The sequence below is a fragment of the Bythopirellula polymerisocia genome (genome assembly GCF_007860015.1).
GTDB classification, from domain to species: domain Bacteria; phylum Planctomycetota; class Planctomycetia; order Pirellulales; family Lacipirellulaceae; genus Bythopirellula; species Bythopirellula polymerisocia.
On record NZ_SJPS01000002.1, the window covers coordinates 627,570 to 648,741 of the forward strand.

The 21,172-nt window shown below is 53.5% G+C and carries 19 protein-coding genes; 4 read left to right on the top strand and 15 right to left on the bottom strand.

The window, feature by feature from the left end:
• Positions 1 to 134: 134 nt before the first annotated feature.
• The 3 genes from Pla144_RS08640 to Pla144_RS08650 form a co-directional block, all read right to left on the bottom strand.
• Positions 135 to 1,040 (bottom strand): phosphatidate cytidylyltransferase, encoded by a 906-nt coding sequence (locus Pla144_RS08640; RefSeq protein WP_197530514.1) that lies wholly within the window; start codon positions 1,038 to 1,040, stop codon positions 135 to 137.
• 91 nt (positions 1,041 to 1,131) lie between these two features.
• Positions 1,132 to 1,881, bottom strand: coding sequence for an isoprenyl transferase (locus Pla144_RS08645; protein WP_146450077.1), 750 nt, complete (start codon positions 1,879 to 1,881; stop codon positions 1,132 to 1,134).
• 17 nt (positions 1,882 to 1,898) lie between these two features.
• Positions 1,899 to 3,215 (bottom strand): adenylosuccinate synthase, encoded by a 1,317-nt coding sequence (locus tag Pla144_RS08650; RefSeq protein ID WP_146450080.1) that lies wholly within the window; start codon positions 3,213 to 3,215, stop codon positions 1,899 to 1,901.
• 92 nt (positions 3,216 to 3,307) lie between these two features.
• On the opposite strand from Pla144_RS08650, the gene Pla144_RS08655 reads away from it, so the two are divergent.
• The gene (locus tag Pla144_RS08655) at positions 3,308 to 3,901 is read left to right on the top strand and encodes a DUF456 domain-containing protein (protein WP_146450082.1); all 594 of its coding nucleotides are present in this window, start codon (positions 3,308 to 3,310) and stop codon (positions 3,899 to 3,901) included.
• A gap of 118 nt (positions 3,902 to 4,019) precedes the next feature.
• Here Pla144_RS08655 and Pla144_RS08660 read toward each other — a convergent pair whose 3' ends face one another.
• From Pla144_RS08660 to Pla144_RS08670, 3 genes are all read right to left on the bottom strand, one after another.
• Positions 4,020 to 4,451, bottom strand: a complete 432-nt coding sequence (locus Pla144_RS08660) for a VOC family protein (RefSeq protein WP_146450084.1) — start codon at positions 4,449 to 4,451, stop codon at positions 4,020 to 4,022.
• Positions 4,452 to 4,540: 89 nt separating this feature from the next.
• Positions 4,541 to 5,476: an endonuclease/exonuclease/phosphatase family protein gene (locus tag Pla144_RS08665; protein ID WP_146450087.1), complete on the bottom strand. Its 936-nt coding sequence runs from the start codon at positions 5,474 to 5,476 to the stop codon at positions 4,541 to 4,543.
• 44 nt (positions 5,477 to 5,520) lie between these two features.
• Positions 5,521 to 5,991 (bottom strand): SRPBCC family protein, encoded by a 471-nt coding sequence (locus Pla144_RS08670; RefSeq protein ID WP_146450089.1) that lies wholly within the window; start codon positions 5,989 to 5,991, stop codon positions 5,521 to 5,523.
• A 563-nt stretch (positions 5,992 to 6,554) separates the two neighbouring features.
• On the opposite strand from Pla144_RS08670, the gene Pla144_RS08675 reads away from it, so the two are divergent.
• The gene (locus Pla144_RS08675; RefSeq protein WP_197530515.1) at positions 6,555 to 6,968 is read left to right on the top strand and encodes a dual specificity protein phosphatase family protein; all 414 of its coding nucleotides are present in this window, start codon (positions 6,555 to 6,557) and stop codon (positions 6,966 to 6,968) included.
• Between the two features lie 183 nt (positions 6,969 to 7,151).
• Positions 7,152 to 8,411 carry a serine hydrolase domain-containing protein gene (locus tag Pla144_RS08680; RefSeq protein ID WP_146450093.1) on the top strand — a complete coding sequence of 420 codons (1,260 nt, stop codon included), beginning with the start codon at positions 7,152 to 7,154 and terminating at the stop codon, positions 8,409 to 8,411.
• 707 nt (positions 8,412 to 9,118) lie between these two features.
• Here Pla144_RS08680 and Pla144_RS08685 read toward each other — a convergent pair.
• The 5 genes from Pla144_RS08685 to Pla144_RS08705 form a co-directional block, all read right to left on the bottom strand.
• A complete protein-coding gene (locus Pla144_RS08685; protein ID WP_146450096.1) occupies positions 9,119 to 10,828 on the bottom strand; it encodes a flagellar basal body P-ring protein FlgI in 1,710 nt (569 codons plus the stop codon).
• Between the two features lie 183 nt (positions 10,829 to 11,011).
• On the bottom strand, positions 11,012 to 11,251 hold the full coding sequence (gene yidD, locus Pla144_RS08690) for a membrane protein insertion efficiency factor YidD (protein WP_146450099.1): 240 nt from the start codon (positions 11,249 to 11,251) through the stop codon (positions 11,012 to 11,014).
• 5 nt (positions 11,252 to 11,256) lie between these two features.
• Positions 11,257 to 11,631, bottom strand: a complete 375-nt coding sequence (gene rnpA / locus Pla144_RS08695) for a ribonuclease P protein component (protein ID WP_146450101.1) — start codon at positions 11,629 to 11,631, stop codon at positions 11,257 to 11,259.
• Positions 11,628 to 11,936, bottom strand: coding sequence for a hypothetical protein (locus Pla144_RS08700; RefSeq protein WP_146450103.1), 309 nt, complete (start codon positions 11,934 to 11,936; stop codon positions 11,628 to 11,630). Before Pla144_RS08700 ends, rnpA begins: the two co-directional genes overlap by 4 nt.
• 17 nt (positions 11,937 to 11,953) lie before the next feature.
• The gene (locus Pla144_RS08705) at positions 11,954 to 12,904 is read right to left on the bottom strand and encodes a DnaJ C-terminal domain-containing protein (protein WP_146450106.1); all 951 of its coding nucleotides are present in this window, start codon (positions 12,902 to 12,904) and stop codon (positions 11,954 to 11,956) included.
• 180 nt (positions 12,905 to 13,084) lie between these two features.
• Here Pla144_RS08705 and Pla144_RS08710 point away from each other — a divergent pair, with 180 nt between their 5' ends.
• Entirely contained in the window at positions 13,085 to 14,611 is a 1,527-nt protein-coding gene (locus Pla144_RS08710; RefSeq protein ID WP_146450108.1) for a CehA/McbA family metallohydrolase, read from the top strand.
• A gap of 21 nt (positions 14,612 to 14,632) precedes the next feature.
• Here the strand turns inward: Pla144_RS08710 and ppk1 are convergent, their stop codons facing one another.
• The 4 genes from ppk1 to Pla144_RS08730 all read right to left on the bottom strand — a co-directional run bounded on the left by ppk1 (position 14,633) and on the right by Pla144_RS08730 (position 21,167).
• Positions 14,633 to 16,819: a polyphosphate kinase 1 gene (gene ppk1, locus Pla144_RS08715; protein ID WP_146450111.1), complete on the bottom strand. Its 2,187-nt coding sequence runs from the start codon at positions 16,817 to 16,819 to the stop codon at positions 14,633 to 14,635.
• A 160-nt stretch (positions 16,820 to 16,979) separates the two neighbouring features.
• On the bottom strand, positions 16,980 to 18,905 hold the full coding sequence (ftsH, locus tag Pla144_RS08720) for an ATP-dependent zinc metalloprotease FtsH (protein WP_146450113.1): 1,926 nt from the start codon (positions 18,903 to 18,905) through the stop codon (positions 16,980 to 16,982).
• Positions 18,906 to 18,992: 87 nt separating this feature from the next.
• Positions 18,993 to 19,694 carry a toxin-antitoxin system YwqK family antitoxin gene (locus Pla144_RS08725; protein WP_146450116.1) on the bottom strand — a complete coding sequence of 234 codons (702 nt, stop codon included), beginning with the start codon at positions 19,692 to 19,694 and terminating at the stop codon, positions 18,993 to 18,995.
• 189 nt (positions 19,695 to 19,883) lie between these two features.
• Positions 19,884 to 21,167 carry a glucose-1-phosphate adenylyltransferase gene (locus Pla144_RS08730; protein ID WP_146450118.1) on the bottom strand — a complete coding sequence of 428 codons (1,284 nt, stop codon included), beginning with the start codon at positions 21,165 to 21,167 and terminating at the stop codon, positions 19,884 to 19,886.
• Positions 21,168 to 21,172 lie beyond the last annotated feature (5 nt).

Below are 21,172 nucleotides of genomic sequence, written 5' to 3' on the forward strand. Positions count from 1 at the left end.
TCTTCAGCCTGCCATAACAGCCGCGTCGTGCTATTGACGAAATGGGGGAATGCCTGAATTGAGAAATACTTTTTCAGCGCAATTGCTGACTATTCCCCCATTCTTGCATTCCTCCATTCCTTCCATTTCCTCGCCTATGGTCCCACCCAGCCGCTAACCCACAGGAGATAAGCCACAGGACCAGCAATCAGCAGCGAATCCATCAAATCGAGCACTCCGCCGAATCCAGGCAGCCAATCACTCGAATCCTTAACCCCCGCATCACGCTTCAACAGCGACTCAGCCAGATCGCCCAACATTCCCGCCAGCCCCACTACGAACCCATAACCCACCGCACCAGCCAGCCACATCGGCCACTCTCGATTGGTTGAGAAATCTATCATCCGCCCCAGTGGCCCCAAGCAAAACAACGAAGCCACGACAGCGAGCAGCATCCCTCCTGCTGCACCCTCCCACGTCTTGCCAGGACTCAGCACTGGGGCCATCTTGTGTCGGCCCCAAATTCGTCCGGCAAAGTACGCCCCGATGTCGGTAAACTTCACTACGGCGATCATCGAGAACAGCACAAGCATGCCTCCGAGTGAAACATTGCCATCCACGGGCAAAAGACGCAACTGCACCAGAAACCCCAACAGTCCTCCCAGATACAACACCGTAAACGAAGCCAGGGCTATACGCATGATCGTCTTGCCCGGTTGCCGATAGCGGAGCATCTCCGCCACAATGTTCACCACGAGTCCTGCAATCATTCCCCCCGCGAGAAACCCAAGCGAACCCACGGGTGAGTCAGGCACTTGCCAAGCAATCGGTACGCACGCCCCTAGAACCGCCAACAAGGTGCCGGCCTGCAGAGCCCACGATAACGGGTCGTAACCCAGGGCGCGGAACATGCGGATCAATTCAGCAGTAGCCAACAGAGATATCGCAGCCACCAGAGGAAATAGATAAATCCCCGGTTGCTTTGCGTGCGCATCGAGCCAGCAAAGTCCTAACAACAAGCAGACCAACACGGTTCCAATAATGAGTCGCCAACGAAGCAAGGTTCTTCTCGTTATCTCTAAGGAAAATGGGAGGAATTAAGTAACAGGTAAAGAGGAGGAATAAATCAAGGAAATTCCATTCCCCAATTCTTCACCCATTCAATCCGCCAAACTTCCGATTCCGCTGGGCGAAATCCACAATTGCCTCATGCAATGTCAACTCATCAAATTCTGGCCAACATTTCTCCGTAACCCAAATCTCGGCATAGCTAATCTGCCATAGCAAGAAATTGCTCACTCGCATCTCACCCGCTGTGCGCAGCAAAAGATCCGGGTCATGGTTCCCAGCCGTATAGAGATGATCCGAAATCGCTTGTTCATCGATCTGTTCGATCTTCAGTTCCTCGCTGGCAACCTTGCGCGCTATCTCTTGCACGGCATCAACAATCTCGGCGCGACTGCCGTAATTGATCGCCAGGTTGAGCCACATCCCCTGATTCGATCGGCTCATCGCCACGGTTTCATCGAGTTCCCGCAGAACCTGGGAGGGGATACTGTCTCGCCGACCAACCATCCGCACTCGCAGATTGTTGTCCATAATCGTGGTTCGCTCGCCAATCATGTACTGCTCGAGCAGATGCATGAGGAAATCGATCTCTTGCGGCGGACGTTTCCAGTTCTCGCTCGAAAGGCAGTAGAGCGTCAGCTGCTCAATCTCCAGATTCGCACACTCTTCAGTGATCTTGCGGACTGTCTCCACTCCCAAGCGATGACCTTCGATCCGTGGCAAGTCGCGCCGCTGTGCCCATCGCCCGTTACCGTCCATGATGATGGCAATATGTCGCGGCCACCGCTCACGCGGCACACTGGCAAGGTTCGCAGGGAGGCATTCCGCTGACATGATTAGGCCGAAAGGTTTTACAACGAAGCAGCGACTGGACTCCAATCGCCAACAGGGATCGTTTGACTGCGATCTGGTCCCACCGACACCATCTCCACGGGGATGCCAATCAGTTCACTGATGCGATCCAAGTAATCCCGCGCTGCCTGGGGCAAATCTTCCAAAGTTCGAACACTCGAGAGATCTTCCTGCCACCCAGGTAATGTCTCATACACAGGGACCACCTTGCGAATGTCGTCGACATGGCTAGGAAAATGCTCTGATCGCAGACCATCGATTTCGTAGGCCGTACATATCTTCAGCTCTTCCAGTCCACTCAGAACGTCGAGCAGCATCACACAGATCGAGCCGACTCCGCTCAAACGCGAGGTGTAGCGGACTGCCACCGCATCCAACCACCCACATCTGCGTGGTCGTTTGGTTACAGTACCGTATTCATTGCCCTGATCGCGAATCCGCTGGCCGATCTCGTTATCCTGCTCCGTGGGAAACGGCCCCCCCCCCACACGCGTGGAATACGCCTTCACGATGCCGATTACCCTGTCGATATAGCGACCCGGCACGCCGGAACCATTCGAGATTCCCACTCCCGAACTATTGCTGCTCGTGACGAATGGATAGGTGCCGTGGTCCACGTCCAACAAAGCACCCTGGGCCCCTTCAAATAAAATTCGCTTACCACTCTCCGCCGCTGAGAGCAGGTATTCCGTCGTATCGGCAACATAAGGCCGTAGTCGTTCGGCGTACGCCGAATACTCTTTGATGATCGCTTCCGCATCCAGAGCCACAAACTCCTCGGCGGGAAGCATCGCTGCGAGCAAGCGATTCTTTTCGGCGACATTGTGTCGTACCTGATCCGCAAAAGTGTCGCGATACAGGTCCCCAAGCCGGACGGCAAAAGATCGCCCCACCTTGTCTCGATAGCACGGTCCGATGCCGCGCCCTGTCGTGCCGATGTTCTCGCCATCGGAAGTGCTACGATCCATCGCGCGATCCTCGGCAAAGTGCCAGGGGAAGATCACGTGCGCCCGATCGCTTAGGAGCAAGTTGTCGTAATCTTCAACATGGCGCGAGGCCAACTCGTCGAGTTCTTCGATCGCCTTCGCCGGATTAATGACGACTCCACCGGCGATAACACAGGTCACTCCCGCCGTGAGTACGCCACTCGGCAGCAGCGAGAGTTTATAGACTTCGCTCCCAGCTACAACAGTATGCCCGGCGTTCGCGCCTCCTTGATAGCGGACCACAATATCGTGATCGCGCGTGAGCAGGTCGACGATTTTCCCTTTGGCCTCGTCGCCCCATTGCAGTCCGATAACACAAGTTCCTGGCACCTATTGTTCCTCCGCACAGAAAGTTCTCACGAAATGGCTCGTCCCCATTGGTGCGAGAAATGCGACTTGCTATCTCCCGCCCCTAGCTTACGATGAACCAGCGACTCATTGTAACCAAACCGCCCTCCCCTGCCACCACCATGGAAATGTTCCTCCACATCCTGGCTGCGATTCTGCTTGTGCTGACCCTCGCAATCGGCTGGATACTCACTCTCGTGGCCATGCCGGGAATTTGGCTCATGGTCCTCGCCGCCGCCGGATACGCCTGGCTCGGCCCGCAGACCGGACTGCCCCAGCTTCAATGGAGCACAGTGATCGTACTCACAGTCCTGGCCGGCGTGGGAGAAATCGCCGAATTCGCTGCCGGCATGGTCGGCGCCCATCGCGCCGGCGGGAGCCGCCGCGCAGCAATCTTCTCTCTCATTGGTTCCCTGATCGGCGCCATCAGTGGCGCCACCGTCGGAATTCCGATCCCCATCCTCGGTTCCGCGATTGCGGCCGTCGTCGGAGGAGCCTTGGGCGCATTCGGCGGCGCCGCCTTTGCTGAACATACCCGCGGAGAGTTGGCCGGCCATTCTCTCAAAGTCGGCCAAGCCGCCTTCTGGGGCCGCATCCTCGGCACAGGTGCAAAAACATTCGTCGCCTCAATCATCGCAGCGGTGGCAATCATTGCGCTAGTAACCTAAGTTGCGAAACGATCAGTTGCACTCTCGACATTCCTTTCATTCCCGCGCAGGCGGGAATCCAGAGTTCGGACTTGCGACTCAGTGAAGACTGGAAATGTCACCTTTTCCACTGGCTGTGCTAACACTCAGGCAATTCGTAGTCATGTCTTTCTGAACACTCTTCTGAAAGGTATTCGATAAACTCCCAGTCGTTTCCCTCAGGATCGTAAAAGTAGACTCGTTTTCGATACGGATGTGAGTTAGGAACGGTCGAGTTCTGATAGCCCGCATCACTGAGTCGTTTGCTCAACGCATCCACATCATCAACTTCATAGGCGAGGTGGTTTAAGCCCGGTCGACCTCTGTACGGCATTCCACGTTTCTCAGCATCGGGCTTGGCCTGTGTCAGAGCGACGTAGGTATCATCCGTGCCGACATGTACCCAGCGCACCCCATCCGCACCCGTAGCATCATGTCGAACATCAAACTCGGGAAATGCTGTCTGAAGAAATTGGACAACGGAATCAATGTCGTGGACGCAGAGATTCGCATGCTCAAGACGTGCAGCCATGTTAATAAGTCCTTCGTTGGATAGCGAACTGAACTCAATTTTCAACATTCAATTGAGCGAACCAATGACCTGTCGACCCCCATGAACACTCACTCAAACTCCACCACCACCGGCCGATGATCCGAGCCAACATAAGGCCCGACCGTGCGCTTCGAGACCCGAATCTCTGACCCAACCAACACGTGATCAATCGGCAACCCACAAACTGGTATAGGAATCGGCATCCATGAGACACTAAGCCCGTGTTCATCAGCTAAATTGCGCAGACCGGATTCTTGTAAGAGTCGTCCAAACCAATAAGACCAGGGAGTGCAATTGAGGTCGCCAGCCACGATCGTGCGGTCAGATTCACCTCCTTGTACGTCCGTTGCTAACCCCGACAATTGTGAATTTCTTGCATCCCAAAGATCTCGATTCATTGGCGGAAGGGGATGCGTCGTGATCAAGCGAATTTTATCACCATCTGGAAATTCAAATAAGGCAGATAGAGATGGGACCGGTAAAGTCGAGGAATACTCCTTCATTTCACAACTGACCCACGGCAGCTTGCTATACATCGCAATGCCGAAGTTGTCACTCCTTACGATGGATTTCTGATACGGCCAGCTAGTCCCAAGTGCCTCATCCAGCGATTCAATCCATTCCGGACTCGTTTCCTGCAGCACAATAAAATCAGGATCGCTTTTGCGAATGAACGCAATCACCCGGTCATGACGAGGATTAGTTGTGAGCACATTCAACGTGAGCAGCCGATATACACTGTTTCCAGCGTCAGAAGCAGGAGCAAAAAACGGCCACAAGGTGGCCGTCAGTCCCAACCCAGCGACCAGACCAACAGTTGCCCACCGTCGTCGTTTCAACAGTAGCAGGAGCAACCCGGAAACCACCAAAGTAAACGCCGCCTGAACGCGAAAGTGGCTGCACAGATCCAATAAGTAATGCCATCTGCCAAAGAGGCCGGCACACACAACGGCAATCGAAAGTATGACACTGATTTCAAAAAGATTTGCCAGGCGTTTCATCATGCTTTGCTCCGGAACCTGTCCCGAATGAATCCGTTGCTCTGTTGTTAGCAACGAACTGAAGAGCGTCCAGTCTCTGCCACAGACTTGATGAATTGGTTTCTTGTTTGCAACAGGTTGCGTAGGTACCGTTCCAAAAACAGCACATCAGCGACCCGGCCCAGCATTCCAAGTGGAGCGGTAAAGTCGAAGATATCCACCATCAGCGTATTCTCCTCTTCCGGTTCAAAGAAATGATCATGATCAAATCGCTTGAATATCCCGGCAACCATTGAGTCTCGAAAGTATCGGGGAGGTTCGAACGCGACGATCCTCGACGTTAAACGCTGTCTTACGCCAAAGTGCGTCGCCTCCCAGGTTACTTCTTCCCCCATAGAGATCAATCCCGAGGTGCGGCCAGCCACCGCTTTCTCGTTTGTCTGCAACGTCGACTCGACATGTAGGTCGATGCTTCTCGAGAGGTCAAACACCGTTTGAATAGAAGCGTTGATTCGCGTCGAAAGCTCAATTCTTGGCATCGCATACCTGAGCAGAAAACTTGTTCTAAAAGCAAAACGCGAAAAGGGTTCTTAGTCAGCAAGTCGTGGCCGCATTCTATCCCTCGATTGAGGACGAAGCAATTAAGAGAAAAAGATGGGACAATCTCCACACCCACATAACTATATGTGCCTGTCATTGTCCTCAGCTTAAAACTTCGATCGTAGCACTTGCCACAATCGATCGAGCATCTTGGGAAGTTGGAAATAATCTGCACGCGGGCAGCTTTGACACATTTCCTGAATGGCTAATATTAGCACTTGTGTCGCCTTTCGCTCCGCGGAAGTATCGCTACTTTCGCGGAGCGAATGGCGACTATTTCGGCTATTTTGAACCGCGAGCAGTATAGCTTGATTCTGCATTCGGGAACCGGTAGACTCGTTTCATGTATTTAGCAACTCCAAGGCCGCGATGGACAATTGGACAAGATTAATACTTATCGTGTTCCCGCTATGAAACTGCTTATTGAAGGTTTGTTTCATTAAGCACGGCATACTTGAGAAGTTTCAATCAATTAAGAAGTTGGGCTATTAGGCATCCTATTGTGCGACAGGTTGAGGGATATCCGCTGTGCTTAGGCAATGTCAGCGACGTTCGTAACCCACAGAGTCTTCTCACCGCAGGTATTGGAGCGGTGGTTGATTTGGCCGCGAACGAATCGCCAGAGCCGCTTCCTCGGGAACTCGTTCACTGTCGATTTCCTCTTATCGACGGTGCCGAAAACCCGGCTTGGTTGTTGCGTAACGCGGTACACACAGTAGCGGCGCTACTGCGTGCTGATGTGCAGACGCTCGTTTATTGCGGTGCAGGCATGAGCCGCACTCCCGCTATTGCGGCGGCTGCGCTCATCGTGGCTGCTGGCTGCTCGCCGGCAGAGGCTCTGGCTTGTGTAGCTGGGGAAAGAGCCTCAGACGTATCCCCGGCGCTTTGGGACGACGTTCAATCGGCACTGGCCTAACAATTCGATACAGTTGCCCCGTTGGCGATTCACGCGTTTGGGCGATTCCATTCAAAGAGTGTGTACTGAGTGCAATCCCGCTTCTTTATTTTAGGGGGAAGCGGAGCTTGGGCGTCTTGCAGTCGAACCGCAGGGTTGAGATTTTGGTTCGTGATTCAGAGGCGAGCTGAGAGAAAAATCGCGATGAGCTTACGATCAGTCACTCCTTTGTTTCTGTCGGCAACGCTCCTGGCGACGTCGGCGCTGGGACAAGTCGAAACCTTAGAGCAACCCGCTCCGGCAGCGGCTCGCGCCTCTTATCCTCATGCCACCGAACCGATCGGCTCGGTACGAGAGACTTACGATGGCGTGCTGACGCCCGAAATGGCGGTCAATACCTTTCGGAACATCGATCGGCTTTTTCCCGCGCGTACCGTTCCGCGATCTTTAGCGCCGATGCCATTGCCACCGGCTGCGGTCCCGCTCGTGAACGTAAGTTTTCAAGTTGGAAACAAAGCATATGATCTCATCGACTACCTCTATATTAACAAGATCGCCGCTCTCTTGGTGCTCAAGGAGGGGCGGGTGAAGCTGGAGTTGTATCGGTTCGGTAACTCCGCACGAACCCGCTGGATGTCGATGTCGGTAGCGAAGTCGATTACCTCCACACTCATTGGTTCTGCTGTCAAGCAGGGATACATAGAGAGTCTCACCGATGACGTGACCGAGTACGTTCCGTCACTTTCCGGAAGCGCGTACGATGGGGTCACCATCCGAGACGTGCTGATGATGTCGTCGGGTGTCGGCTGGAGCGAGGAGTATACAGACCCCGCATCCGATCGCCGGCGGCTGCTAGAGGCGCAGATCGCTCAAGTGCCTGGCGGGGCCCTGGCCGTGATGAAGAGTTTGCCGAGGGTGGCAGAGCCCGGCACCGTGAACAACTATAACACGGGCGAGACCCAGGTGGCGGCAGAAGTACTGCGAGGTGCGGTTGGCCAGACGCTGGCGAAGTACCTCTCCGAGCGAATTTGGAGCAAATTCGGGATGGAGGCCGATGCGAACTGGTGGCTTGAGTCTCCCGACGGCATCGAGATTGGTGGCAGCGGATTCAGCGCGACGCTCCGCGACTACGGACGTTTCGGCCAGTTCCTACTCAATGGTGGCCGAGCCGGCGGGGAAGCAATTCTGCCATCATACTGGATCCGTGAGGCAACCACACCCAAGGTCCTCAAGGGGGGAACCCCCTTGGAGTACGGCTACCTGTGGTGGACGGGCACGACTCCCGCTTCACGCGAGGACGGCGCCTACATGGCCATCGGCATCCACGGGCAGACTCTCTACGTGAATCCAGTCGCGAAGGTCGTGGTCGTGGCCTGGGGAGCGCGGCCCGAGCCTATGGCGGAGTATGCCATCGACGACTGGTTGTTCTGTGATGCCGTAGCAGATGCACTGAAGTCGAAATGACCAGTGGAGAAGCGGGCTAACCAGCGACAGCAGCGAACGAGCGACTCCCATGAGAGGACGGAAAGCTATCGATGCGGTTCTTATCCTGAAGGGATGACAGCCCATAGCCCCGCCAGCATTCTTAAATTACTGGGGTGAAGTGAGTTCTGCGAACTTCGCCGCCACCCGGGGTCACAGAACAATTATTTTCATCGGCCGAGCAACAAGCGTTGATTACCGGCGGCAATTTGACGAGGCCGAAATAATCCATGCTACTAACGTACGGAATTCTTGATTCTTGACAAACTTTTAACACTCCACACACGTCAAAAGATCTCAACTTGTTCTCAAGAAAGAAGGCAATCTCTCGCAGAGGCGCAGAGATCGCAGAGCATCTGTTACTATTCTCTCTGTGTCTCTGCGCCTCTGCGAGAAAAGTCTTAGGGTTGCGGCAACAGGCCGCGCTGGGCGAATCTCGTCCTCGGCAATATTCTACCGGCAACCATAGTCAACTCCTCAAACGAATCTCAATTCATCATCGTAACCCCGGGTGGCGAAAATACTCGCTGTCGCTCCTCTTTTCTTACCCGGGGCGAGTCTCTTCAAACGGGAGAGAAGCCATTCCAGAGCCGCGCACAATTTGCTGCATTTTGCACGCAAATGTGGGACCCTCCGCAGCAAGTGCACAATTGCTATCCTCGCCGGCCAGCTTTTCAAGCTTGACGCCTCTACTTCCGGCTGAACAACTCCGGCTCAGGCGTCTCGATATCGAAATTGTGCGTAGAATCTTCTTCCGCTTCGGTTCCGGTGCTCTCACGATCTCGCTTGATTCGCTCACGACCGATTTCTGGCAGGGCGTTCACGCGGAAGCGACTTGTCAGGGCGCCATTTTGCTTGGCTTGCTCAAGCATCTGTACCACATCTGGATAGTCGCCACCCAATTCGACAATTGCGCGGATCACCTCTTCGACATCGGTCGAGACTACCCGCTGCTGAGTAGTCGAGCCAAAGTTGCTGACCTTGATTTGCGCGCCACTCAGGCCATTGACCAAAATATTTGGCCCCGCATCGAGGACCAACGGCAGCTTGAATTTGTGCTCCAAACTGAAAAAGACAATTTCCGGATGATGACTACTAGTCACATGGATCAGTGGATCACCCGACAAATCGAGCTTATGGAAGCGGAACTTGCCATTCATGCTTTCCCCCACCAACAGCGTATCGTTGGGGGTCATTGCAGTCATCGCACGGAAAGCGCCATAACGTGTTTCCGCACTCTTCACCGACAGCAGCGAACGAAGTGCATCGTAGGCCGCACCGTCGTCCATCGCGCTCAATGCCGCCAGTGCGTTGACACGGAAAGCTGGCTCATCGCGGACGACCTTTGCCAATGGTTCAACCGCCTCGGTCACATCGAGATAGGCGAGCGCCTCGGCGGCGTAGAACCGTACTTCGGGGTCGTCGTAGTGAATGCCTTCGAGCAAGGCCTGCTTGGCTTGATCGTCTCCGATGGCTTCAAGCCGAATGGCTGCTGTGGCCGCGGTGACGGGATCGAGCAATTGGGTTTTCAGCAAACCAAGTCGCGTCTGGAGTTGGCTGGGCGTTTCGTTCAGGGCGATACTCCGCACGACCCGCATGTAGCGACCAACATTATCCTTGTAGCGCGGATGGATATCCAACTCGACAAATTCATCCGTCTTGGGAGTCGCCATGCCTCGCTGCTGTCCATCGACGTAGCTGAAGAATCGCTTGCTAACCGACTTGCCAATCATCTGGCTCAAACGTATCGATTGATGTTCGCTGTTTAGCACCAATCCCAGATTGCGAGCCTTGTTTGCAACGCCCCCTCCCAACACGCGCCCTTTGCGAACCAGTACCTGATCTTCGTCGGCATCGGCAGTTGGGTCGACCAGGATCGGCCCCTGTGCCATTCCCAAGAGGTGCCCCTTGCGGAGTTGATCTCCCAGGACGGCAGTTTCGGTAAGTCGTGTTTCCAGCAGTCGACCACCGCGCAAGCTGGTGGTACCGCTGCGACTGGGCGTGCGAACTTCAAGATCAAAATGATCCCCCGCTCGGATGCCTGGCCGCAAGAGGCCACGCACCAAAACCAGTCCTGTATTGGGGGACGCCAGAATATTATTGGGATTGGGAACTTCACGGCGATTCATTTCGGCGAGCAAAGAGGCACGCTGCGGCGAAGGGGGGGGATCTTCGCCCGTGCCCGCCAAACCTGTGACGAGTGCCACTGCTTCCACTTTCACATACGTCAGACCATAGGGCTGGGTTGCATTGCCAACGAGCGTCAGTTCTGCCTTAGATTCTTCCTCAGGAAGTTCTGGGCTCTGTTGGCGCAAGATAGGACCCATGCAGCCAGTCCACATGGCTCCCACAGAAAGTGCAACGGCCAAACTCACGCGGCTCGAGCGAACAGACCTCATGCCAATTTTCTCCTCGGCGTTTTAGAACGCGATTTCTTCTTTATTCGATCCGACAACGACTTCCCGGCAAGTCAAGCAAATCTCACTTGTCTTGCCCGCAGCTTGAGAGCCGATTGCCGGTCTAGCAAGGGGTGCGAAGAATACGAGCCTCACGAATCCCGGTCAAGAGAGTCCTGCCAGCACTCACGGCGGATCGTAACCGCCCGGATGCCAAGGATGGCAGCGGCCGATGCGACGAATTCCCAGCAATGCGCCGCGTACGGCACCGTGTTTTTTCACTGCCTCAATGAAATACACGCTGCATGTCGGCTCGAAGCGACAGCATTGACCCAGCAGGGGACTGATCGTCCATTGATAGCACTTCACAGCGGCGATCAGCAAGAGTGCTGGCACCTGGCGACAGATCCTCCACAACTGGTTCATGGCGATTACTTGCTAGCGGAAGCGAGTTTTTTCGCTGCTCGCTTGACGAGTTCGGAGAGCGAAGATTGCGCTGCGACCAATGAAGGAATTGCCCCGGGCTTGCCGTTTCGCCGGGGTACAATGACCAGATCGAGTCCTTGTGGCAACTCGCTACGGACCAAACGAAAGGCCTCGCGTAGAATTCGTTTCCAACGATTGCGAACCACGGCATTCCCGCACTTCCGCGATACTACCAAACCCATGCGAGTCTCCTCGGCAAGTCCCCGCTCCGCGTGGAGCACCAACAGGTCGTCGCTCACTACGCAACGACGCCGAAAAACGCGGTCGAACTCGTCCGATTTCAGCAAGCGAGCCGACTTGGGGAATCTGTTGGAATTCATTTTGGGGTTACGGTGTCATCATCGGAATGTTTATCTCCCGAGATCACCGTATCGATTGCCTCTTCAGGGAAACCCTTAGACGAGTCCGAATCATTTCGGTGAGAAGGATTCGCTCGCAAGGGAGTTACATCGGTCGGAACAGCCGGACCACGGCGAAACCTGCCCAGCCGACGCACCCAATGGGCACCGAGCATCGTACTCACGATCAACAACAACCCAAGCAATGCGATTCCCAACAAGGCCATTAGGAGAATCGCGCGTAAGGGCTCAGGAATGGTTGGCTCACTCGCCTGAGCGACCAACATGCAGACTCCTATGGAAGCTACCATCGCAGGTCCGATCGCGGGTTCTGAGAATATTTCTTCAGCGACTCCAGGATACTCTGGCGGTCGGAAGCTTCCAAATCTTTCGGCAAGATGATTTGTACTTCGGCAAAAAGGTCTCCCGGCTCACCATCGGCTGGACGAACCCCTTGGCCTTTCGCGCGGAGCTTGCTTCCACTCGATGTGCCGGGAGGGAGGGTCAGCGAAATCGTGCCATGGGGAGTCGGCACGTCGATCTTGCCACCACCAATTGCCTCAGCAAGTGTGATCGGCACACGTATGTCCAGCCGATTCCCCTGCCGGCGAAAATTAGGATGAGGCGCGACGTCCACTCGGATAAGGATGTCACCCGCAGGACCACCCATCGGACTGGGATCCCCTTTGCCACGCAGGCGAATTTTCTTGCCCGACGCAATGCCCGCCGGAATCTTCACTCGCAGCGACTCAGTTTGCCCATCTGCGCGTCGCAGCGATATCTCTGCTTCCCCTCCAAGCACCGCCGTCGCAAAGGAAACCGTGAGTGCATGTTCAATATTGCTGCCGCGCGTCGGGGCACTACGTTTGTTGCGTTGCTTGAAGGTCTTGAACAGATCAGCAAAGCCACCTCCTCCCGGCTCCGCGCCTCCGCCGAACAGGTCTTCCAGATTGATGTCGAAACCTTCTGGCCCCCCCGGCCCGCCGCCCGCCCCAGGCCACGCACCAGGTCGCGGGCCTGCCCCGCCACCCACTGTCTCATAGGCACTCCCATAGCGATCATACAATTCACGCTTCTGGGCATCGTTCAGCACATCGAAAGCCTCTTGGACCTTCTGAAACTTCTCCTTGGCTTTGGTGTCGCCTGGGTTCAGGTCGGGATGGTGCTTGCGAGCCATTTGGCGGTACGCCTTGCGGATTTCATCCTGCGAAGCCTGCCGAGTTACGCCCAGTGTTTCGTAATAGTCATCTGCCATTTTTCAATAGGTATTGAGCTTATGTTAAGTTAGTTTACGAGAGTTCCATTCTACTCGTCGGAGCCGAGATGGGTAGCGGCAACGTAAGTCGTCACGCGTGCTAGACTTCTGATAAGCGAATTCTGGTACTTTTTGCATTCTCGGTAAAAAATGCGGCCCAAACCGGTTGAGAAAACCCCAATGATACGCACCGCTGTTCATCTGCTTGCTCCTTCAATGCTGACGTTGATAATGGTCAGTATCGTGTCGGGTGCCAGTTACGACGGCATCCTGACTATCAATGTCGCTGACGAACAGACGGGCAAACCGCTGGCAGTTCGCATGGAACTGCGAAATTCCCGTGGGAAGCCGGTGCGCGTGCGACCGGAGGGAGCGGTTGTCCTCGACGATTATCTCGTCTTCGATGGCTCGATCACCTTGGAATTGAAAAAAGGGAACTACGAATTCTTTGTAGAAGCAGGACCCGAATTCGAAACTCGGAAAGGTCATTTCACGATCGACCGCCACGCCGAAGACTCCACCGACCTCAAGTTGGCACGACGAGTGAACATGCAAAACGAAGGATGGTGGGCAGCTGACTTGGACGTCTCACAAGAATTTGAAAACATGCCACTGCTGATGCGCGCCGCAGGACTTGACTATATTCCCGTCACTGTCTCTGCCAATAATCACGGCAAGTGTAGTGAGATGAAGCTGCGAGGCAATGAACCCTTGTCATCCCTCTCGCCACCGCTGTTTGGCCCCTGGGCTACGCTCGACAATCGTCGAGGTGGCGGATTGATCCTGATTGCTGAGGAAACCCCTTACCCGGTTTGTGCGGCGGATGCCGATGAACCCTCTCTCGAAGTACTTCGTTCAGCTTCAGAGCAAGGGGACCAAATAATAGCACTTAGCCCTTTTGCCTGGGACCTACCACTCTGGATCGCCACAGGAAAACTTGATGCCATCCAGTTAATCCACCGGCATGCGCTCGTGGACAAAGTCATTGATAATGAGGAAGGGGGATATCGCCGGGACAAGAAGTTCTATCCCGGTGCAATGGGCAACGGGCGCTGGAGCGAGGCGATCTACCATCATTTGCTCAATTGTGGTTTACAGATCCCGCCAGTCGCTGGGAGTGGTTCGGGAATCAACGGTAATCCTGTGGGCACCAACCGGGTTTATGCCTGGTGCGAACGAGAATTCTCCCGTGAAGCCTGGTTTGACGCGCTCCGTGCGGGACAAGTCATGGTGACCAATGGTCCCTTGCTACGGACTAACGTCGAAGGCCACCCGCCAGGACATGTGTTTTCCCTTGGAGCGGGGGAATCGCACGACTTCCAGATCTCGCTGAGTCTCACTTTTTATGAAAAAGCAGCAGTCGAGTATCTGGAAATCCTGAAAGATGGCCATGTCGTCCACCAAATACGACTGCGGGATCTCGCACAAAATCAAGGACGGTTGCCACTGTTAACATTCAATTCCAGCGGTTGGTTTGCCGTTAGGGCAATGACGAGCAACACGAAAAACTACCAATTCGCCACCACGGGCCCGTACTACGTGCAGTCTGAGTATCAACCCCGTGTTAGCCGACGTAGTGTGCAATTCTTTCTCGATTGGCTGGATGTTGCTGAGCGAGAATTTGCAGGAGATCAAGCAGCCACTAATGAGATCAAGGCGGCACGCCCTTTTTGGCTAGTTTTGCTAGAGAAGGCGAACACCGAGTGAACTGCAACTAAAAGAAAGAAGCTATTCGGCTTTCGCCATATCCTTCGTTTCTGATTCTTTAGCCTGCCCGTTCATGGGCTCCTCTACAGCGACGGCTCGATTTTCGGCGGCAACGGGTGGCAATCCGAGTAACTCATACTGCGCTCGATACTCCGTGTTCCCCGGCGAAACGACCGGACGAACATAGGATCCGTCAGCCATGAGAATACGGGAGCGAGTGTTATCACGTAGGTAGGTTGGAATAATTTCTTCAATGATCCGTTTTCGTAATTCGGGGGCTTCAACCGGAAACATAACTTCAACTCTGCGATCAAAATTCCGCGGCATCCAGTCGGCACTAGAGAGAAACACTTTCGCCTTGCTGCCCTCTCCGAACACCAAAATACGACTATGCTCCAGAAATCGATCAACGATGCTCCTGACCTGGATAGTTTCCGAAATCCCTGGCAGTCCGGGCCGTAAGCAGCAGATCCCTCGGATCACCAATTCAATAGGCACACCCGCCTGGCTGGCAATGTAAAGTGATTCGATGGTCTCTCGATCAACGAGCGAATTCAGTTTTGCGAAGATGCTACACTTCTTCCCAGCTCGAGCGCGTTCGGTCTGCTCTTGGATGAGTTCAATCGTAAGCCGGTGCAAATCTACGGGAGCAAGGATGAGCTTTTGCCACTCATGCCCTTGGGAATAGCCTGTCAGGAAATTGAACAAGGCGGAAGCATCTTCGGCGAATTCTTTGTCGGACGTGAATAGACCCAGGTCCGTATAGAGTCTGGCCGTGGTTGGGTTGTAGTTGCCCGTGCTGAGATGGACGTAACGACGTACCTTCTTACCTTCTTGACGTACTACCATAGCCAGTTTGCTATGAGTTTTGAGGTCCATAAACCCGTACACTACATGCACTCCGGCACGTTCCATTTGCCGTGCCCAAATGATGTTATTCGCTTCGTCAAATCTGGCCTTCAATTCAACGAGTGCTGTAACCTGCTTACCATTCTCGGCGGCTTTGATCAGGGCCCGCACAATGGGACTGTCACCACTGGTGCGGTAGAGGGTTTGCTTAATCGCCAAGACATCAGGATCCTCAGCGGCTTCCTCGATGAATCGCACCACCGGATCGAAGGAGTCGAAAGGGTGATGCAGCAGTATGTCATGTTGCGCTATCTCAGATAGCATTCCCTCGCCACGGCGCAGTCGAACCGGCTGACGAGGTATCAAAGGAGGATCTCGGAGGGCGTCTTTTTCAACCAGCCGAATCAGATCCCACATGCACGTCATATCGAGCATGCCCTGCACGTGATACACATCCGAATAAACGCGACCATCTACCTCGTCACGAACGTGTAAGCTCTCTTCATTGACAAGCATCTCCAAGAGATCCTCCCCCATGCCCGCCTGCACCTCGAGCCGAACGGCTTCCGACTGCTGCCGCACTCGAAGCCGCAATTCGATCGCACGGAGCATGTCATCGGCCTCTTGCTCTAACACGTCGATGTCCATATCGCGAGTCATCCGGAAAGTCGCGTGATGCGATATCTCATAGCCGCCAAACAGTTCCGGCAATTTTGCTGCTAGCAGATCCTCCAGCATGATGTATTTGTTTTCGCCAGGTTCTCCTAGGTCCACGAAGCGGGGAAGCACTGTCGGCAATTGAACTACGGCAAACAAATCTGCCGGCCCAAATCCTTTCGACCGATGCAAAAGGGCAACCAAGTAAAGCCCTCGATTGTGAAACCGCGGGCTGGGATGACTGGGGTCAATTGCCATCGGTGTGAGTACGGGGAACGCTCGTTGCCGAAAGAACTCATTGATCAACTTGCGCTGCGATTTATCGAGATCCTTCTCGGCTAGGATGTGTACATCATTTTGCGCAAGCTCCGGCAGGATAGCATCATTGAGGCATGCATACTGATCGACGACTAATTGGCGCGTGCGTTCTGTGATACGCTGTAGTTGAGCCAAAGGAGTGAATCCATCTGCGGAAACATCTTGAGGTGCGACACCACCAAACGCCTGTTCACGCAATCCCGCCACGCGAACCATAAAGAATTCGTCCAGATTAGAGCTGAAAATTGCCAGGAACTTAGCGCGTTCCATGAGCGAATTCGATGAGTCTTGGGCCTCTTCAAGAACGCGTGCGTTAAATTCCAGCCAGCTCAATTCGCGGTTGATAAAATGTTCGTGTTGAAAAGTTGGTATCGAGGTGCTCATGACAGGACGAATCAATAGGCAATTGGCTGAACAAAGACGTATAACCCCTCAATTGTAGCTTCCGCATGTGAAGAAGCGAGGAGGAAGTTTACCTGAAAAGATAGAGAAAGGACTGAAAATCGGCCTCAGGACCAGTTTCTGCCACTCATAGTAAGCAGTTTTATACCGGTGCATGATTCGAGTTTCGACGAGCATCTCGAGCCGAAGGACCCAGAATTTCCTCTATCTCTTTCGTGTCAAGCATTTCTCGATCGAGAAGTGCTTGAGAAAGTGCTTCAAGTTTGCTGGCATGCTCTGTGAGTAGAAGATTCGCGCTGTCGGCAGCGGAATGAAGGATTTTGGCAACTTCTTCGTCAATGATTTGAGCCGTTCGCTCACTAAACGTGCGATGCTCATGGGCCATCTCTCGCCCAAGAAAGGGATGTTCTTCACCATTACTGTAGGCCACTGGGCCTAGTCGCTCGCTCATACCCCAGCGTGTCACCATGCGTCGAGCCAAATCCGTTGCTCGCTTCAGATCGCTCTCAGCACCGGCACTGAATTCATCAAATTGAATCTTCTCTGCGGCTCGTCCGGCCAGTGCCATCGTCAATGTCGCAATCATCTGACTTTGGCTAGTGTTGTAACGATCCTCTTCGGGAACAAGTTGTGTCACACCCAGTGAACGACCTCGAGGAATAATTGTCACTTTGTGGACAGGCTCACAATCTGGCACTAACCAGGCGACAAGCGCATGTCCAGCTTCGTGGTACGCGACGAGTTTCTTTTCGTCGGCTGTAAGGATTTCCTCGCGTGCGGAACCCATCAGGATCTTGTCCCGAGCGTATTCAAAATCCTCCGGGCCGACCTTATCCTTGTCGTGCCGAATTGCCCATAGGGCGGCTTCGTTGACCAAATTCCGAATGTCGGCCCCCGTAAGACCCGAAGTCGCACGAGCTAGCTTTTCGAAATCGACGTCTTCCGTGAGCGGAACTTTCTGACTGTGTAACTCAAACAGTTCTTGACGTCCCTTTACGGTTGGCCGATCGACGGTGATATGGCGATCGAAACGCCCCGGTCGAAGTAAAGCTGGATCAAGCACATCGGGACGATTCGTGGCAGCTAGAACGATTACGGTCGAAGTAGGACTAAATCCGTCCATCTCGCTGAGGATCTGATTGAGTGTTTGCTCACGCTCATCGTGCCCGCCACCCAGTCCAGCCCCTCGCTGTCGGCCAACAGCGTCGATTTCGTCGATAAACAGAATGGCCGGTGAATTATCTTGAGCAGTCTTAAACATGTCACGAACACGCCCAGCCCCGACACCCACAAACATTTGAATGAACTCGGAACCATTGATCGAGAAGAAAGGGACACCCGCTTCGCCTGCGACGGCTCTCGCGAGTAGGGTCTTCCCCGTGCCAGGTGGACCCATCAGCAGAACGCCCTTGGGAACCTGGGCACCAAGCCGTTGAAACCTGGGAGCATCTTTGAGGTACAAAACGATCTCTTCGAGGTCCTTTTTGACGCCCGAGAGCCCCGCAACGTCCGAGAAAGAAATCTTGGTATCGCTGGCTTCGTATCGACGCGCAGGGCTTTTGGTGACTCCACCCAACATGCCTCCGCCGAGCATTTGGTCCCTTGTGCGTCTCATCATGCTCCAGGCAAACACGATCAACAGTCCCATTCCCACAAGTGAGATGAGGAAGAAGACGTCGTCGTAATTGGCCGGATCTTCTGCGGTAACCTCTACTTTTTTCGAACGAAGCTCGGCAAGCCAATCCTCCCCTACCTGCTCTGGCAAGGTGCACTTAAACTGTTTGATTGGCTCCTGCTTTTCGTCGGCAGGAGTCTGGCGATCGATCGGCTGTGGCACGACTCCTTCACGGAATTCTCCTACCACATTATTCTTGGAGATCTTGATCTGTGCGACGTTGCCCGCTTCGACTTCTTCAATCAACTGACTATAAGAAATCGTCGTTTCATCTCTCCAGGTGGAGAGGATCAGAAACACAGACGCGATTGCCAACAGTGATAGAGTAAACCACTGCAGCGGCCTGCGCGGTTGCGGAGTTTTTTTGGCGCGGTCTTCTTGCGGTTCGTTCATTCAAATCCTGGAAAGATTCTTTCATAAATAAACTTGTGAACAAATTCCAACTGGTAAACCTGAGTCTGCATATCCAGCCCAAGGTCATCATTTAGAATCTTGATCGAATCTCTCTGTCGATTTCCGCTGGCCTTTTTCGAAAGTAGCCTCCCCAATCTTTTTGCCGGTTTCATCGTACTCTGTTGCAACGCCATCGAGCAAACCAGCGACGAAATTGGTTTGCTGCCTTATTGTCCCATCAGAATAGTAGGTGGTTCGCTCCCCATCGAAATTGCCATCCACAATCGCCGCCTTAGCCTTGGGGGTCTTGCCATCCTCATAGTAAGAAATCCATTCGCCATGACGCACACCATTTTTATATGATTGTACAGCTTCTAACGTGCCGTCAGCGCGATAGATTTCAATCTTGCCGTCCGGCTTGCCGTTTTTGAACTCGACACTCTTACTAAGTTGACCATTGGGATGCCAGTAGTCCCACGTACCCGAGATGACACCATTCTCATATTTCCCTTCGCAAAATTTCTGACCATCTGGATAGTATTCGATATAAGTACCGTCACTGACAACCGTGTCGTCAGACAGCAACGCTTCTTCGCGTTCCATCCGAAACTGTCCATCTTCATATTTTCCTTGTGCCTTACGATGCGTGACAACTGATGGAGGCGGTTCTTCGGCAGGTTCCTCAAGATATACGGGTTCCGATTTCGGCGTTTGTGCCATCAATCCAGGCACAAATAGAAACATCCAAGCTAACCCTATGCCTGGGAGGAGATGTTTGAAATAGCTCATATGCAATATTCCTATGCAAAGTAACTCACAACGTTAATGGAGAATTATCTTAAGAGGACAAAAGTGCCCAACAAATTAGTATGATCTGATCTCTTCTACGAAAGTCCGAGGGACATGGTTCCTTCGCCACAATTCTGGCCAACCGGGTAATCCTGTAGGGAATGAATGGATTAGCATGATTTCCTTGCGTCAAACATGCCATCCAGCACGCAGGCACGCGTCTTTTTCGACAACAAGGATTCCATCGCGAAGCGAGCATACGTCACTCACTTCGCAGTCAGGCCGATCTCCAGGATTCACGACTTGGGAACCCGGGCCGATACGGCAATTCTTGTCGACAATCGCTTTCTCAATGAGTGTGCCATCCCCGATCCCAATGGCAGGCCACTCGTCGGTATGTTTGGTTGCACCTGGCGATTCATAAAAGTCTGCTCCCATGATAATCGAATCGCGGATGGTCACATTACGGCCAATTCTGCAGCGAAGACCAATGACACTGTTCACGATGTGCGCACCAGGTTCAATGATGCAACCATCGGCTACTAAACTGCTCTCAATTGTTGAGCCATCAACTCGAGTTGGCGGCAAAAAACGGGGGCGTGAATAGATTACCGCTGAAGAGGTCGCCAATTCGAAAGGTGCATCCGGCAAAGTCAGCTGCAAATTCGCTTCGAAAAAGGACCGAATTGTGCCGATATCTTCCCAGTAACCATCAAACAGATGCAACTGAACTTTGCGGGTTCCAATCGAAGTGGGAAACACTTCCCTGCCAAAATCATGGTGGTCTGTATTTTCCAATGCTGCCGTCAACACATCCACATTAAATATATAGATCCCCATGCTTGCCAAGCAATCGCGGCCAAGACTGGACACACCGTGAGCATCGATCCATGCCGGCGAAGTACGGACTGAGTTCAATTCTTCTTCACTCTTGGGTTTCTCTGCAAATCGAATCACACGGCCCGAATCGTCGGCCCGCATGATACCTAGCCCGGAAGCCTCGTGGCTATGCACTGGCTTGGCGGCAATCGTAATATCAGCCCCTGATTCTCGGTGAGTCTTGAGCATCTCCGCAAAATCCATGCGATAAAGTTGATCGCCAGAGAGAATGACAACGTACTTCGTACCTGGCTGCGTGATATAACGCAAATTCTTCCGCACGGCATCAGCGGTGCCTTGATACCAATCGGTCCCTTCAGCCATCGTTTGCTGGGCTGCAAGGATTTCGACAAACCCAGCACTAAAATTGTCGAATCGATAGGTACCACGAATGTGTCGGTGCAAGCTCACTGAAAGAAACTGGGTCAGCACATAAATGCGATTCAGGCCACTATTGAGGCAATTTGACAAGGGAATATCAATGAGTCGATACTTTCCCGCCAGCGGGACCGCCGGTTTGGACCGATATTTGGTCAACGGCATCAATCGGGAACCTTGGCCTCCTCCAAGAACAACGGCAATCGTATTTCGCATGAGAA